This window comes from Thalassoglobus sp. JC818 (genome assembly GCF_040717535.1).
Classification (GTDB): domain Bacteria; phylum Planctomycetota; class Planctomycetia; order Planctomycetales; family Planctomycetaceae; genus Thalassoglobus.
Window position 1 is genome coordinate 817,342 of the sequence record NZ_JBFEFI010000001.1, and the last position, 15,714, is coordinate 833,055.

The 15,714-nt window shown below is 52.6% G+C and carries 11 protein-coding genes; 4 read left to right on the forward strand and 7 right to left on the reverse strand.

Annotated features, from left to right (window positions below; translation table 11 throughout):
* Positions 1-348: 348 nt before the first annotated feature.
* Complete coding sequence (gene lptB / locus AB1L42_RS02890; protein WP_367050982.1) at positions 349-1,254, forward strand: LPS export ABC transporter ATP-binding protein; 906 nt, start codon at positions 349-351, stop codon at positions 1,252-1,254.
* 157 nt (positions 1,255-1,411) lie between these two features.
* Here lptB and AB1L42_RS02895 read toward each other — a convergent pair whose 3' ends face one another.
* The 4 genes from AB1L42_RS02895 to AB1L42_RS02910 all read right to left on the reverse strand — a co-directional run bounded on the left by AB1L42_RS02895 (position 1,412) and on the right by AB1L42_RS02910 (position 6,533).
* The gene (locus AB1L42_RS02895; RefSeq protein ID WP_367050984.1) at positions 1,412-1,885 is read right to left on the reverse strand and encodes a zf-HC2 domain-containing protein; all 474 of its coding nucleotides are present in this window, start codon (positions 1,883-1,885) and stop codon (positions 1,412-1,414) included.
* 223 nt (positions 1,886-2,108) lie between these two features.
* Positions 2,109-2,864 carry a Crp/Fnr family transcriptional regulator gene (locus AB1L42_RS02900; RefSeq protein ID WP_367050986.1) on the reverse strand — a complete coding sequence of 252 codons (756 nt, stop codon included), beginning with the start codon at positions 2,862-2,864 and terminating at the stop codon, positions 2,109-2,111.
* Positions 2,865-3,124: 260 nt separating this feature from the next.
* The gene (locus tag AB1L42_RS02905) at positions 3,125-4,036 is read right to left on the reverse strand and encodes a hypothetical protein (protein ID WP_367050988.1); all 912 of its coding nucleotides are present in this window, start codon (positions 4,034-4,036) and stop codon (positions 3,125-3,127) included.
* A 262-nt stretch (positions 4,037-4,298) separates the two neighbouring features.
* Positions 4,299-6,533 (reverse strand): arylsulfatase, encoded by a 2,235-nt coding sequence (locus AB1L42_RS02910; RefSeq protein ID WP_367050990.1) that lies wholly within the window; start codon positions 6,531-6,533, stop codon positions 4,299-4,301.
* A 135-nt stretch (positions 6,534-6,668) separates the two neighbouring features.
* On the opposite strand from AB1L42_RS02910, the gene AB1L42_RS02915 reads away from it, so the two are divergent.
* Positions 6,669-8,366 (forward strand): glutamine--tRNA ligase/YqeY domain fusion protein, encoded by a 1,698-nt coding sequence (locus AB1L42_RS02915; protein ID WP_367050992.1) that lies wholly within the window; start codon positions 6,669-6,671, stop codon positions 8,364-8,366.
* Positions 8,367-8,445: 79 nt separating this feature from the next.
* Here the strand turns inward: AB1L42_RS02915 and AB1L42_RS02920 are convergent, their stop codons facing one another.
* Positions 8,446-8,922, reverse strand: a complete 477-nt coding sequence (locus AB1L42_RS02920; protein ID WP_367050994.1) for an Hsp20/alpha crystallin family protein — start codon at positions 8,920-8,922, stop codon at positions 8,446-8,448.
* 526 nt (positions 8,923-9,448) lie between these two features.
* On the opposite strand from AB1L42_RS02920, the gene AB1L42_RS02925 reads away from it, so the two are divergent.
* Entirely contained in the window at positions 9,449-9,853 is a 405-nt protein-coding gene (locus tag AB1L42_RS02925) for a hypothetical protein (protein WP_367050996.1), read from the forward strand.
* A 359-nt stretch (positions 9,854-10,212) separates the two neighbouring features.
* Entirely contained in the window at positions 10,213-11,754 is a 1,542-nt protein-coding gene (locus AB1L42_RS02930) for an AI-2E family transporter (RefSeq protein ID WP_367050998.1), read from the forward strand.
* Between the two features lie 48 nt (positions 11,755-11,802).
* Here the strand turns inward: AB1L42_RS02930 and AB1L42_RS02935 are convergent, their stop codons facing one another.
* Positions 11,803-12,306, reverse strand: coding sequence for a potassium channel family protein (locus tag AB1L42_RS02935; protein ID WP_367051000.1), 504 nt, complete (start codon positions 12,304-12,306; stop codon positions 11,803-11,805).
* A 118-nt stretch (positions 12,307-12,424) separates the two neighbouring features.
* On the reverse strand, positions 12,425-15,610 hold the full coding sequence (locus AB1L42_RS02940) for a multidrug efflux RND transporter permease subunit (RefSeq protein WP_367051002.1): 3,186 nt from the start codon (positions 15,608-15,610) through the stop codon (positions 12,425-12,427).
* Positions 15,611-15,714: the final 104 nt, after the last annotated feature.

The following is a 15,714-nucleotide window of genomic DNA, read 5'->3' on the forward strand; positions in this document are numbered from 1 at the left end:
AGAAGTTCGAATTCTCGTCCCTGCGTCCTCAAACTTTCTGTTCGCGTAAATACCTGAAATCCGAACTGCGGTGTCATCTTGTAGTGATTCCACGAGTTCGGGTATTCTTCGGCCATTGAACCTGGCGTGAAACTGAGAACGGAATCCAAACTCCGCCAGAACTCGTCTCAGTGCTGTTTCTGAAGCAACGAATGATTCAGAACACTATTCGATGAGAATGCTCGAAGATTACTCCCGGTGAAACTTCATCCTTCGTTGCCGGTCATCCGCTGGCGGACACGAGCATTTATCGACTAAGACGAGTTCAGGTGAGTGCAGAGACACCATGAAAATGGTCTAAGGAAAGCAATGTCGATCCTGCAATGCGAAGACCTGGTCAAAGTCTACCCCGGCGGAAAACGGGCAGTCGACGGTGTTTCGTTCGACGTTGAACCGGGAGAGATCGTGGGGCTGTTGGGTCCCAACGGTGCGGGAAAGTCGACCACATTCCGGATGACCTGTGGCCTGACCTCACCGACCAAGGGCAAAGTCTTTCTCAACGGAGTCGATGTCAGCCGCTGGCCAATGTACAAGCGGGCTCGTCACGGAATGGGCTACCTGCCACAAGATCAGAGTATTTTCACCAAGTTAACTGTCGAGCAGAATCTGATCGCCATTCTGGAGTTCCTGCCACTTTCACGGAAAGAGCGGAAGGAAAGACTCGACAGGCTGCTCGGTCAATTCGGTCTCGACGACAAACGAAAACAGATCTCGTCGACCCTTTCCGGTGGTGAACGTCGTCGTCTCGAAATTGCCCGCTGTTTGTCGAGCAAGCCGAAGATCATTCTTCTCGACGAGCCGTTCACCGGGATTGATCCGACCACAATCAACGACATTCAAGACATCATCGGCGAACTGAGAGATTCCGGGATTTCGATTCTGCTGACGGACCACCGTGAACGCGAAACCCTGACGATCACCGATCGCAGCAACATCATTTGCGATGGCCGCGTTGTCGTCAGTGGTGATGTCGAGACAGTGCTGAACAATAAGGAAGCTCAGGAGAAATACTTCGGTCGCCGCTTCGATGCGACATCCATTATCGAAGAGAAATCGAACTTCCGAGTCGATCGTGCGGAAACTCTCCCAATTCCCGCTCCGCACAGCTTCAAGAAGCAGCAGGGTGAAACACGCTCCGAAGCAACTTCGCGAACGACAGCTTCAAATCCACACCAAGAAACAGAAGAACGGGTTGACGAATCCGAGTGGCTGTAGAGCACGTTGCTCGTGCGAGTGAGTAAAAATCAAACTCGGAGATGTTCTCGTCAACCAATATGGCTTCTGGCAGCAGTTTCGCGATCAAAAATGCCGGAGCGCTCGCTTGATTCGTCGAGTTCGGTGGAGCAGGCGACCACCTGAGAGCGATTCTCAATTAGCGGTTGGCGATCAGCTCATTCGTCGATCGGACATCGGCGACGAGTTGGCGTCCGTTCTCTTTCGTGCATCCCTGTTGGGGAGATTTCTCGCCTGAGTCGTGTTCGGGACTCGAATGCGTTCCACTTCCGGTTCGAACTGTTTCGATGTGGTCCCGACACTTGGGGCAACGATCCAGGTGGGTTTCAAACTTGCCAGCGACGACTTCAGTCAGCTTGCCAGCCACATATTCTTCCGCCTGATCGATGACTTCCGCACAGGTCATGTGCCCAGCGACGACCTGTTGTTGTGACTGCAAAACCAGAAATCCGATGAAGAGGAAGACGGCCAGAGATCCCCCGATCGCGGTCAACCGCTTGAGCTTCTCTTGTCGACGACAAGTCTTCTGTCGATCCAGCATCGATCGAATCACGCCTGCAGGGCAGTCACACCAACCTTCGTTGCGCTCTGAGTTTTCCGAATTTTCTGACATCAAATTTCTCCGCCTGCACGAACGACCTGAAATGAGCATTTCAGGCTGTCACTCCCCACTCAACAGTTGATGCTTTCGAACATGGAAGCTTACGCAACGATGCTGCCGCTGATCCTTTTCACAACAAGACTGTTCTGACACACAAGATTATCGAGACCCTTCGCGAGCAAGACTGTAAAGCACCCCACAAACACAATGCAATCCGCCAACTTTGTTCGCAGAATCAGGTCCCATAACGAGCTGGCCGGGCTGTTCTGTGCAGGAAGGGGCTGTCTACCGGAATCTTTGGTGACGTGACACCAATACTGGACGCCAGTTGCTCGATATTGTTCAGGATGAGATGCCTTCGCTCAATCGTCAGTTTCCCTTCGGACTGCAAGTCTCCCAACACAACGGTCACTGTTTCACGAGTGCTGCCGATGATACTGGCCAGTTCCTGATGCGAAAGCTTGATTTTCAGTCGAACACCGTCCGGAGTTCTCACACCATATTGATCTGCCAGTTCGATCAGAAGATGAATCAATCGCTCACGGTTGGACCGAAAGAGCAGGGACTTCAACCGACGCTCCACACGGCGGCGACGAAACCCCATCAACTTGGTGATGCCAATTGCCACATTGGCTTCTGATTCCATCAGTTCCTGAACGATCGCTTTCGGAATGCGAATCAACGTGCTGGGCATCATTGCTTCCGCAAATTCCTCGCGTTGCCCACCATCGAAGACAGCCAGTTCGCCAAATACCTCTCCCGGCTCAATCAGAGCCAGAAGAGCCTGTTTTCCATCAGAGGTCACATGAAACAGCTTCACGCGGCCCTTGGTGAGGAGCAGGACTGATTCGCTCGCATCTGACGGGAGATAGATCATCTCCCCTTTGCCGAAAGAGCGGCTCTGTGAGGCGGATTCCAAGTGCTCGATCTGTTGTTCGGTTAACCGTTCGAACAACGGGCACTCTTTGAGGAACCAAAGTTTTTCGTCCATGCGACACTCAGTTGATAATAATCGAAGTTTTCGCCGCTGCTGCGTTGTTCGAAAAGGTCAGTTCGACTCGCCTGAATGGCTCTTGCCATGAAAGAGGAGTAGAGTCATTCAGTTCTGCGATTACGACGCCTTGTTGGTTCAAAGTCTTACCGCGAAAAACGCCTGATCGCCAAATTCGAACCGCACTCGAGGAGGCGCATTCTCAAGCACGCGTCAAAACAGCTGCTCGACATAATCCATTTTGCGACAGAAGTTTGCGACTAGCGTGCCACGCTACTGATCACTTCCTTGAAAATCGGCTCGTATTTCTCCCAGCGGTTATTGGGGCATTTCGCAACAATGTTGTACTGCCACTGCGTACCAGCGAGCGTCAGCCGATAGGCTCGCAGTTTTCCACTGAATCCTTCGCTACCAGTGAATTCAACGAGCCAACCTTTCCCATATGGGACATCAAATTCTTCGCCCGGGGTTTCTTCGTAGTCTGAGTAGTCCATTTCGAACTGTTTCTGGGTGAGGAATTCGTGAACCTTCGCAGCCGGTGGAAGTTCATCAATGGGTGCCTCTCCGGGGATAATGGGACCTCCCGCTGGCAGAGACGCCATATCGGCAATAGGAGCTCCTGCGAGGCTGTGACGAATCGAAATGCGTGCCGTACCGTCTTCAAAAGATGCGAAGGGAGGACGACCGCCCTGACCACCGCCACTATCGACTTCCCAGTCGCTGGGGTACTTGATGTTGAACTGACCGAGATCGTGCTCAAACGTCGAGTAATTGACCACTTCAGGCTGCTTGGGAGCGCTGTTGCCGCCTCCCATATTCTGAACGGCGAAAAATCCCCCGATCCCGGCAATCAGGAGCGCACCCACTCCGACGGCCACTTTGACTCCAGTGTTGGAGTTTTGATTCTTGGACTTCGACCCCTTTTTGCGTTTGGGTTCGTCGTCCGCTCGTCGTTTTCGCGGAGGAAGTTCCTGCAGAATCCGATCTTCCTTCAGACCGAAGTTCATCCCGTAATCATCTTCGCTGGCCGGCGGAGCCGCGACTTTTTGCTTGACCTTGGGAGCAGGGACCTGAACGACTTCTCCACATTCCTTGCATTTCATTTTCTTTCCGGCAGCTTCATCGGGGACTTTGAAACCGCGTCCACAGGAACACTTAAATGAAATCGCCATAAGTTCGTCCGGGGTAGTAGATGTGTTGTGAATCAGGTGCCAGCGAAATTGATTCTGACGCCAACAGTTGGGCGATGGTTGAGAATCGGAGGAAACCCTCGTTCCCGTCGCATGCAAATCAGATCGACAGGCACCTTTCACACTTCTTGCAGACTCTCATCGTATGCTTCCGGGAGGACGATGTCACCCGCTCTGCGCATCAAATGAGATCACTCTCGAAGAGTCGGGCAACGCCTACAATCGACTCTTCTTACGGGTTCCTTCACTTTTTTGAGGGATCAATTTCGATCACGACGTTTTCAATTTCACCGTCGTAGGCAAATTCTCGGGGATATTTCGCGACGGGATCGCCAGCATCGACGCCAACTTCCAAACCTTCGGCGGGAACTTTTTCGAGCGGTTTTTCAATCGTTCCACTGCCAATCTTTTCGCCATCAGCTTTCAGAACAACTCGCCCGTTTTTTCGAACAATGACTTGAATCTGCTGGGCGTCTTCGAGCGGTGAATCAGAACTCACCGATTCGAGACTCCCACTGCTGCGAACGGCAAAGTGGAGGAGACCATCTTGCAGGTACAACGAGATCCCATGCGTCACTCCTCCTTGGGCGACAACCACTCCGTTGGGAGAAAACGTCTTCAACTGAGCTTTGATCGAGTACGGCTTTCCGACGAGATTCGGAGACTCTGACTTCGACAGGACCGCCCCAGCTTGGAGATCGAATTCTGTCTTCTTCGAATGATCGTTGTTCTTCGGCCCCCTCCAGGCTCCAAGCGGAAGGACATCAGCGCGGGCTGCCCATTGATCCCAAATCTGTTCGAGTTCACGCACCCGGGCAGGGTACTCGGCCGAGAGATCATTGGCTTCGATGCGATCAACGGAGATATCGTACAGTTCCCACGGCTGGTTTTCTTTGGCAACCAGTTTCCAGTCGCCGACTCGGACAGCTCGGTTTCCTTCGTGCTCCCAGAACAAAGCGTCGCGTTCAATCTCCTGACCTGAGAACGCAGGCTGCAGACTTTTGCCTTCGACCGGCTTGATGTCGTTTTCGCCGATGCGTTTTGGATACTCTGCGCCCGCAACGTCAAGACAGGTCGCCATGATGTCAATGAGGTGTCCGGGCTGTGATTCCAATTCCCCTTTGCGGAAAATTCCGTTCGGCCAGTGGCAGATCAAAGGGCTGGAGATTCCGCCTTCGTGTACCCAGTGTTTGTACTCGCGGAATGGAGTGTTGGAAACGTTTGCCCATCCTCGCCCGTAGGCGATGTATGTGTCAGCAGGGCCGGGCATGACTCCGGGACCCTGAACCACGGGATATCCATCTCGTGACTTTTTCGGAATCATATCTGTCTGTAACTCCGCGGAGTCCATCGCTTCTCCTGGACTTTCGGGGCGTTCCGCCAGATCACCGCTCGAACCCCGGCCCAGTCCTTCCGCACATCCTCCGTTGTCCTGCAGGAAGAAAATAAGGGTCTTGTCGAGTTCACCCAGCTGTTCGAGTTTCTCGACGATCCGTCCGATCCCTTGATCCATGTTGTCGATCATCGCTGCATAGACTTGCATGCACGCAATCTCCCATTCCCGATGCTCGACTTCGTTCCAGTTTTCCGCGTCTGCTGGCAACTCAGTGTCGGGACGAACGAGTCCCAATTCTTTCATACGGTCGAGACGCGCCTGACGAATCTCTCGGTAACCTTCATCGTAGACGCCGTCATACTTGGCGATATCTTCGGGAAGTGCGTGCATCGGCCAGTGTGCTGCTGTGTACGCGACGTACATGAAAAACGGCTCAATCGGCTTTGATTCCGGGGTTTGGAAATGCTCATCGATGAAGCGAACCGCCTGATCACTGATAGCGTCAGTGTAGTAGTACGTTTCAGGCTGATATTCCGAATCGGCATACGGAGAAATTTGGGTGTTGTCGCGGGTCAGTGAATTCGGATCGTAGAAGCTGCCAGCACCGTGAATCGTCCCGTAGAACCGATCGAACCCTCGCTGCAGCGGCCAGTTCGACTTGTCGCCATCCGGCTTCACTTGAGGCGTCACATGCCATTTTCCCGACATGTACGTGGAATATCCGGCAGGTTTCAATGCCTCAGCAATTGTGACGCACTGACGATTGAGATTCCCACGATACCCAGCAATCTTGCGATCCGTCATCATGTGGCCGATGCCCGCCTGATGAGGGTAAAGCCCGGTCAACAGCGAAGCACGAGTAGGACAACAGCGTGCTGTGTTGTAAAACTGAGTGAATCGAAGCCCTCCATCTGCGAGCTGTTGCAAATTCGGGGTTTGAATTTCGCCTCCATACGGTTGAATATCTGAAAAGCCCATGTCGTCAGACATGATCACGATGATATTCGGTCGGTCCGAATCGGCTTGTTCCGCAGCATGAAGTGAAATGGCGGGAAGAAGCACCGTGGCGACGGAAAGGAGTCGAAGCAGGAGGGGAGGAATTGTTGGCATGAGGCGGAAACCGTTCAGGGAATTGAATGACACAGACTGCGTCAGTAAAACGCATCAACGTGAATCGAAATCATCCAGAATCAGCAAGTGACTCACAAGTCAGCGTTTTGAAGATCCTCAGAGTTCTTTAGAATCCCCGTCACTGATCAAGCCTTTGGAAGGACCCACATGCCAACCGCACCACAGTCTGAAGACTCGGAATCTGCCAAACTCGACTTCATCCGGGAAATTGTTGCCCGCGATGTTCAGGCCAATACACACCAGGGACGCGTTCACACACGATTTCCTCCAGAGCCAAATGGATACCTCCACATCGGCCATGCGAAATCGATCTGCCTGAACTTCGGCATCGCAAAAGAGTTCGGTGGCAAGTGCAATCTCCGATTCGACGATACAAATCCCACAAAAGAAGATGTGGAATACGTCGAGTCGATTCAAGAAGACATTCGCTGGCTGGGATTTGAGTGGGACGAGTTGCACTTCGCGTCCGATTACTTCGAACAACTTTATGACTGGTCGTGCGATCTCATTCGTAAAGAACTCGCTTACGTCGACAGCCAGACGCTTGAGGAAATCCGTCAACAACGCGGAACAGCTACCGAGCCGGGACAGGAAAGCCCGTTTCGCAATCGCTCCGTCGAAGAAAACCTCGATCTGTTTTCCAGAATGAGAAACGGAGAGTTTGCCGACGGCGAACATGTGCTGCGCGCTCGGATTGATATGTCGTCCAAGCACCTCATTCTCCGCGACCCGCTGATGTATCGAATCCGTCACGCGGAACATCATCGAACCGGCGATCAGTGGTGCATTTATCCAATGTACGACTATGCCCACGGGCAGAGCGATTCGATCGAAGAGATCACTCATTCGATTTGCACGCTGGAATTCGATACTCACCGACCGCTGTACGACTGGTTCATCGAGAAGCTCGAGATCTTTCCATCACATCAGTATGAATTCGCTCGCTTAAATCTCACATATACCGTGATGAGCAAGCGGAAGTTCATCGAACTTGTCGATGGAGACTATGTCGACGGCTGGGATGACCCGCGGATGCCGACACTGAGCGGCATGCGACGGCGGGGATACACTCCGGAAGCGATCCGGAATTTCTGCTCGGAAATCGGCGTCACCAAGTACAACGGCCTCACCGATCTGGTCGTTCTCGAAAATGCTCTCCGTGCCGATTTGAACAAGCGGGCAGAACGACGCATGGCAGTTCTTGATCCGCTGCGAGTCGTCATCACCAATTACCCAGAGGGGGAATCGGAAGAACTCGACGCGGTCAACAATCCGGAAGATGAGTCCGCGGGAACTCGCAAGATTCCGTTCGGTCGTGAGATCTTCATCGAGCGCGAAGACTTCATGGAAGACCCTCCGAAGAAGTTCTTCCGACTCGGACCCGGTAGAGAAGTCCGCCTTCGCTGGGCATACTTTCTGACTTGTCAGGAAGCCATCAAAGATGAAGACGGAAACATCGTCGAATTGCGATGTACATACGACCCTGAGACCAAAGGGGGCAACGCTCCGGACGGAAGAAAAGTGAAAGGCACCATCCACTGGGTGAGCGCTGAACACTCCGTGGAAGCTGAGGTTCGGCTCTACGATCACCTTCTAAAAGTCGAGAACCCCGCTGACATGCCGGAGGGACAAGACTGGAAAGAAGCGCTCAACGAAGATTCGTTGAGTGTTCTGAAGGGATGCCGCCTCGAACCGAGTCTCGCTGACGACAATGGAAATATGCCAATCCAGTTTGAGCGAAAAGGCTATTTCATTCAGGACGCCCGGGATTCAGCTTCCGGTCAACTGGTCTTCAATCGCACCGTTTCCCTGAAAGACAGCTGGTCAAAAAAGGGTGGTCGCTAACACCATTCAGCCTGTTGCTGCAGAAACTGGAACATAAACCTCGGAAGCACGTCACTGCGCTTCCGAGGTTATTCTTTGCTCACTCATCTGACGCTTGCACAACGATCGTGTGACGTTTTTCCTCTTCCCGTTTCGGAAGGGTGACGGTCAGAACTCCATTCTGGAAGACAGCATGTGCTGCGTCTTCTCGCACCAGACACGGCAAATCCACAACTCGTGAGAAGCAGGCTTTGCGTCGTTCTTGCTGGTGTTGTGTCCCCTCGACTTCGGCTGTCTCGTCGACGTGCTCCGCTTTGACGTACAAGCGAAGTCCGACAACCTCCAGATTGATCTCATGAGATTCCACTCCGGGAAGTTCCATCACCACTCGAACTTCCATGGGCGTTTCAACGAGGTCGACTTCCGGAACTCGCACGTCTTTGGAGGAACCTCCTGAACCCTCCCACTGGCGGGTGAAACGGTTCATCATGTTGTCGAACTCCTGCTGAAGAGCTTGAAAGGGGTCTCGACGAAACAGTGACTGCCCACGTTCGTTCGAAGAAAAGTTCGGTTCCATAGCACAGTTCTCCTTTTCTGAATGTCATTCGAACTCGACTGGATGAAATCTGATCCCCAATCAGAGCATGGCTTCGACCAAGCCGACTGACTATGGAAGATCAGCTACAAACATTTTGGTTTGCAGCCACATTCTACGGCATCTGGATCACTTGTTGGCATCAATTCGTTCGAGCAAAAGTGCCATTCCTTGAAAGTCCAGCCATTCCGGAGAGCAAAAATCTTCCGGTGAAATGGCTGGCCCCGGTGCTCCTGGAATGTTGTTGATCCAAGGCAACAAGATGCCCGGATCTCGGACAGCACCACCTGGAAATGCCCTCAGATCTCCAGTTTGAATTTCCGAGAGATCGCCGAAACTCCCTCAATCTCCTCACCGTTCGTGTTTCTAAGACATTCGGTCAAATTCCGAGAAAAATTGTGATTTCAGCTTCGTTCGGTGAGATCGAGGTTTACATTTTGAGAGGGATAACAGAACAATAACCCATGTGCGTTTGTTGATGGGCCAGCAACAAGAACAAGGGTAGGGCATGAGAATCATGCAATTTGGTGGACTTTATTTTCTGATCACAGTCACACTGCACTTCCTTGTGCAGCAAATCCGTCAGCTCTCCTTCCTGCCACAGGTCGGTCGACGAGCGGCGGGGCTCGTTGAAGCTCCGATTATGCTTGTGTTGATTTTCATAACCGCCGCACTTCTTGTGCGTTGGATGGGTTCAAAACTCTCAACGAAAGCTCTCCTCATAGCGGGTGCATTTGCAACCGGATTACTGATCGTGTCAGGTCTGGTTCTGGATATCGGAGTGAGCGGTTATCGCCCCAGCGAATACTTTCTCAATGCCGATCGAACGACACGCGCTGTCTATTTGGGTGGGCTGTTCGTCTTCGCACTCTCTCCAGCACTTGTTCAGCAAATGCGAACGAAGCAAATCTGAAACGCTTTGATCGTCATTTTGATTGGGTTGTTCAGTCTTGATGAACTGACTTCAATCGCGCTCAATGACTCCGCTCGCATTCAAGTGATCAGGTCTTTACAGTGAAGATCGATTCGTTCTGAACGTATCCATTGAACTTCGAAACGGATCGTTTCGGTGTCCTTAGCGACGATTCGCCTTCAACGATTAATCCCGAGTCGGATTCTGGGATCGAACGACGATTTCAGAAAGAATTTGATTCGTCACGATTCGGAGAACGTTGAGAAGCGATCAACGGATGCCGTGAACACGGATTCGGCGCGCTCGTCGGCAAATCTTGAAGTGGCAGCAATTCAATCCCATAGGAAGTACATCTTCAGATGATCAAAGTTTCCGAGGGTCGACTCCAAACCGCCTGTCTGCTTTTCATCACAGCTGTCCTGGCGACGTTTGCAGCTTACTGGCTACGTCCCGTTCTGGTTCCACTCGTGCTGGCTGTGTTCATCGTGAACGGAGTCACACCCATTCTGGAGTTACTTGAAAAGTCGATCGCTTCGTCTCGATTTACGGCAGCTGTCATCGCCTTTCTGGTGGGCTCGCTGGTGATGGTGATGTTAATGGCGTCGCTCTGGGCGTCGGTGGTGGACCTCTCCCAAAACTGGGGGACGTACGAAGCCCAGCTACAGCTCATGATGCGGAACATTCGAACGGTCCTCCCGATGCCGTTGCAGCCCGAAGCTCCAGAGGCACCTCAGGAAAAACGTCTTGGAGAACGGGATCCGCCGTTGATTATGCAGTCTGCTCCCGACACCGATGAGACTTCAGAATCCGATTCCGTGACTGATCGGACATCTGAACATTCCAACTCGTCCAGTCCCGAGGAGCGACTACCGGACGATTCCTCGGAGTCAACTCCTGAAGTTAGCCGTGAAAATCGCGGTGATTCTGGTTCCGAAAACCCGGAGTCAGAACCGCCGAGAAATCCCGGCGAAAACGACGCTGAACCGCAATTAGAGGAAACGACGCCGCCCGACGAAGAGTCTTCTGAGCAGTCTGAACAATCCACTCAAGATGATGCAGTCGAAGAGGTCTCTTCAGAGGAGAATGAGAATCCGGCGGAAACTGGAGTTCTTGCGTTGAACTCACCGCATCGAATCACGCCGGTCGATTCGCAAACCAAACCAAACACCCCACCCGCTCGACCGGGAATCGGAACCGGCGACGACGATACATTCAGCCAGTTCCTCACGAATACGGTACGGGCTGGGTTCTTCGATATGTCTCAGCTGTTCCTGCAGATGATCTCCACGAGTGTGATTGTCTTGATTTACGTCTTCTTTCTGATGTTGGGGGTCCCGAACCCGTCTGCTCGCCCGCAGGTTCTCAACGAGATTGATCGCCAGATCCGTTCTTACCTGTCATTGAAGTCGGTGATTTCGGTTCTGACCGGGTTCATCTTCGGCATGACACTCTGGTTTTTCGGAATCCCGATGGCGCTCGCTTTCGGTGTGATGGCGTGCTTTCTGAATTTCATTCCGAACATCGGTCCAATCATCGCCAGCCTGCTGCCGTTGCCGTTGATCATCCTGCAGCCCGGGGCGGGGATCTTGTGGATTGGTCTCGTCGTCGCACTCACCAGCACGATTCAATTCATCAGCGGCAACGTCATTGAGCCACGCCTGATGGGAAAATCTTCCGATCTGCATCCGATCGTCGTGCTCGTGGCTTTGATGTTCTGGGGGATGCTATGGGGCGTTGTGGGAATGTTCCTGGCGGTTCCGATCACCTCTGGAATTCGAATCACTCTGAATGAGTTCGAACAGACTCAGGGAATCGCGGAGATGATGGCTGGCCGCTGGCCCGAGCAACTTCTGGTGGTCTCGACTCCTGAGGGTGAAGAGTCAAGTTCTGGAACTGTTTGACCTGCATCGCGCAGTCACAGAATGAGAGACACTGCCACGGAACTCACATCAATCTTCGGACGAGTCTTCTTCGTCTTCATGAGCATGTGATCGTCGAGAATTTACCCGAGCGATCGTTCCAATGCGTGGATGAACCACCGACCATGACTGCATCTCCACGAACAGGAAAGATGCGGTCCAGGCGATGAGAACCAGCCCGATCAATGTTTCGAGTACCGACATCATTCGCAGGTTACCGACGGGAACGATATCGCCAAACCCGAGCGACGTATACACCTGAAAGGAGAAGTACCAGTAGTCCTCGGAGCGGACGCCGTTTCCATCTTGAATCCAACCGTTGCCGGGAAAGTCGCTAAGAACTTTGTAGACGATCGAGAACAACAACATCTCAAGGATGTGGGCCAAAAGTGCTCCGAGAATCGTCACATTGATCCACCAGCGTTTCCGCAAATGCACCTGATCGCTGGGAGTAGCCAGCAAGGTGAACGTGTTGTAGTGGATGGCAACGCACGTCAGAACAAGCGTCGCCGAGACAATTCCCACCAGTAACATTCCGTGTCCTTTGATCTGTCAGTCGGTTGTTCTCTAGGGTTCAATTGCTCAAACAAAAACTCTTGGTTTGCTGCACATGCACTCGTGGCAATCTCCTGATAACGAAATCGAGCGTTCGTTACTTGTTCTCTGTATTCGGAGGTGTCGGAGTCTGTGCGCTGTCACTTCCACTTGTCTCAACTGCGACAGTCGAAGATTCGCTATTTGTGTTTCTCCACTCAGCGAGTCCACGGAAGAGGACGAAGAATGTCGGGACGAACAGAAACGAAAAGAGCGTCGCAGCCAACATTCCACCGACGATGGCATTTCCAACCGCTTGCCGACTGGCGGCACCTGCTCCCGAAGCGACCAGAAGCGGAAGGAAGCCGAGAATCGAGGAGAAAGCCGTCATTAGAATCGCTCGGAATCGCAACTCGGCTGCTTTGACGGCAGCCTCTTGAATTGAGAGTCCGAGTCGACGCTGTTCGCTCGCGAATTCGACGATCAGAATCGCATTCTTACTCGCCAGAGCAACCAAAAGAACAATTCCGATCTGCGTGTAAGTGTTATTGTCGGCTCCACGCAAAGTGAGGGCCAGCACAACTCCGAGGGCTGCCAATGGAACGACTGCGATCACAGCCGCCGGACTCGTCCAGCTTTCGTACTGAGCAGCGAGCACCAGAAAGACGAAGACGACAGCCAACGCGAAAATGGCCATTTGACCACCTGAGGCAATTTTCTCCTGATACGACAGCCCCGTCCATTCGTAACCGAACGAGTCAGGGAGTTCTCGTGCGGCGAGTTGCTCCATCAACTCCAACCCCTGACCGGAACTGAACCCAGCAGCTGCCGATCCGTTCACCGAAGCACTGGGATACAGGTTGTACCGTCGAACTGTTGTTGGCCCGAAATCGTCTTCGACATAGACGAGTGAATCGAGGGGGATCATCTGTCCGGTGAGATCACGAACATTCAATGCCGATATGTCTGACGGAAACGCCCGATATTCTGCTTCAGCCTGAACTCGCACCTGATACGAACGGTTTAGATACGTGAAATCATTCACATAAGCCGAACCGAGATATGCCTGAAGAGTCCCGAAGATTGAACTCAACGGGACATTCATCGTTTTGGCTTTCGTCCGGTCGATCTCCACAAACAACTGCGGAACGTTCGCTCGGAAGGTCGTATTCAAGGCTGTCAGGCCGGACTGGTCAGTTCCAGCTTGCACAACGGATTCGGCGACGTTTTGCAGTTCAGGGTAGCCAGCGTTGCCTCGGTCTTGAATTTCCATCTGAAACCCGCCAGCGTTTCCAAGTCCATCGATCGGCGGAGGAATGAATCCAAAGACAATGGCATCGGTCACGCCGTAAAACTTCTGCTGCAACGTGGCCAGAATATTCTGCTGACTTGTTTCACGTGTCTTTCGGTCGTCCCATGGATCGAATACGAGCACGGAGAGCCCCTGATTGGAGCCTGCGTTTCCGCTCAGCAGAGAATACCCAGAAACGTTGATGTAGTTCGCGATACCGGGTGTCCCTTCGTAAAGCGTTTCCAATTCTGCAAGCACATTTCGAGTTCGATCAAGAGTGGCTCCATCCGGCAACTGAACATTGACAAACATGTATCCCTGATCTTCGACCGGAACGAAACCCGTGGGAAGTTTGTCAAAGCTGTACCCGGTCAGACTCACAAGCCCGACGTAGACCAACATGACAAGCGTGACAAGTTTCACCAGACGACCGATCACGGACTTGTAGCCACGCGTTCCCCAATCGAAGACGTTGTTGAATCCTCGGAAGAAGACGTTCTTCTTCTCCTTAGCTGGTCGAAGAATCAACCCACATAGGGCAGGGCTCATGGTCAATGCGTTGAGCGTACTAATGATCACGGCGGCTGAAATCGTGAGGGCAAACTGACGATTCAATTGACCGGTAATCCCTCCCATGAACGCGGTCGGAACAAACACCGCGAGGAGCACCAGCGTCGTGGCAATAACGGGACCGGTGATTTCTTCCATCGCCTTCACGGCTGCTTGCTTCGAAGACATTCCAGCATCAACATGGCGAGTGGTATTTTCGACAACAACGATGGCATCGTCCACGACAATACCGATCGCCAGCACGATTCCGAACAGCGACAGCATGTTGATCGAAAACCCGATCCCCGCCATGATTGCGAACGTGCCGATTAACGACACAGGAATTGCAACCACGGGAACAATTGTGGCTCTCCAGTCCTGGAGAAAGAGATAGATCACGATCACCACAAGCGCAGCTGCGACAAAGAGTGTTTCATAAACTTCGTTAATGGAAGCGGTCACAAACAACGTCGTATCGAATGGGATGGAATACTCCATGCCTTCAGGCCAGTTTCTGTCCGCTGCCAAATCAGCCATGCGTACTTCGACTGCCTTCGCTGTGTCGAGTGCATTCGCTCCCGGTAGCTGATAAATCGCCATCGAAGCAGATGGCTGTCCGTTAAATGTCGAATCGAACGTGTAAGCTTTCGCTCCCAACTCCACGCGTGCAACATCGCCGACACGCAGTACTTTTCCGTCGTCTCCGGTCCGCACGATGATCTCTTCGAACTGGTCGACCGTGACCAATCGCCCCTGAGCATTGACGGTGAGTTCAAACTCTGTTCCCGGTGGTGTCGGTGGAGCACCAATCTGACCTGCAGCAACCTGTACGTTTTGTTCTCGGATTGCCTGGACGATGTCTTCGGTTGTCAAACCTCGCTGTTCAAGAAGGTGAGGATTGAGCCAGACACGCATGCCGTAATCCCCGACGCCGAAGACCATCACGTCCCCAACGCCTGCGACTCGACTCAACTCGTCTTTGATAGTGAGCGCGTAGTTACTGAGGAAGAGGGCGTCGTAAGTTTGATCCGGGGAGGAGAGGGCGATGAATTGCAGAATTTGTGTCGATTGCTTTTTCGTCGTGATCCCTTGTCGACGAACATCTTCAGGGAGTTTGGGCTCGGCAATCGCGACTCTGTTCTGCACCAGAACAGCAGCAATGTCCATGTCGGTCCCCAACTCGAATGTGACTGTTAGGGTGTAAGACCCGTCGCTGGCGCTCGTCGAGGACATATAGATCATCCCCTCGACGCCATTCACCTCCTGTTCAATCGGTGTCGCGACAGTCTCGGCAATCGTGGACGCATTCGCCCCCGGATAGACCGCTTTGACCTGAACTGTTGGGGGAGAGACTTCCGGAAACTTCGCAACCGGCAATGCTCCGAACGAAACAATTCCGGCGATGATAATGACGATCGAAATGACCGAAGCGAAGATCGGACGGTAAATGAAGAATCGCGACATGCGAACTGCTCTTACGATTTTGAAAGGCGATGGAATCGAACGGGGACGGAGTTCAGCGACGACTCATAGAGTGAGTTTTCAGTTTGGGGCTGAATTCGTTTCGA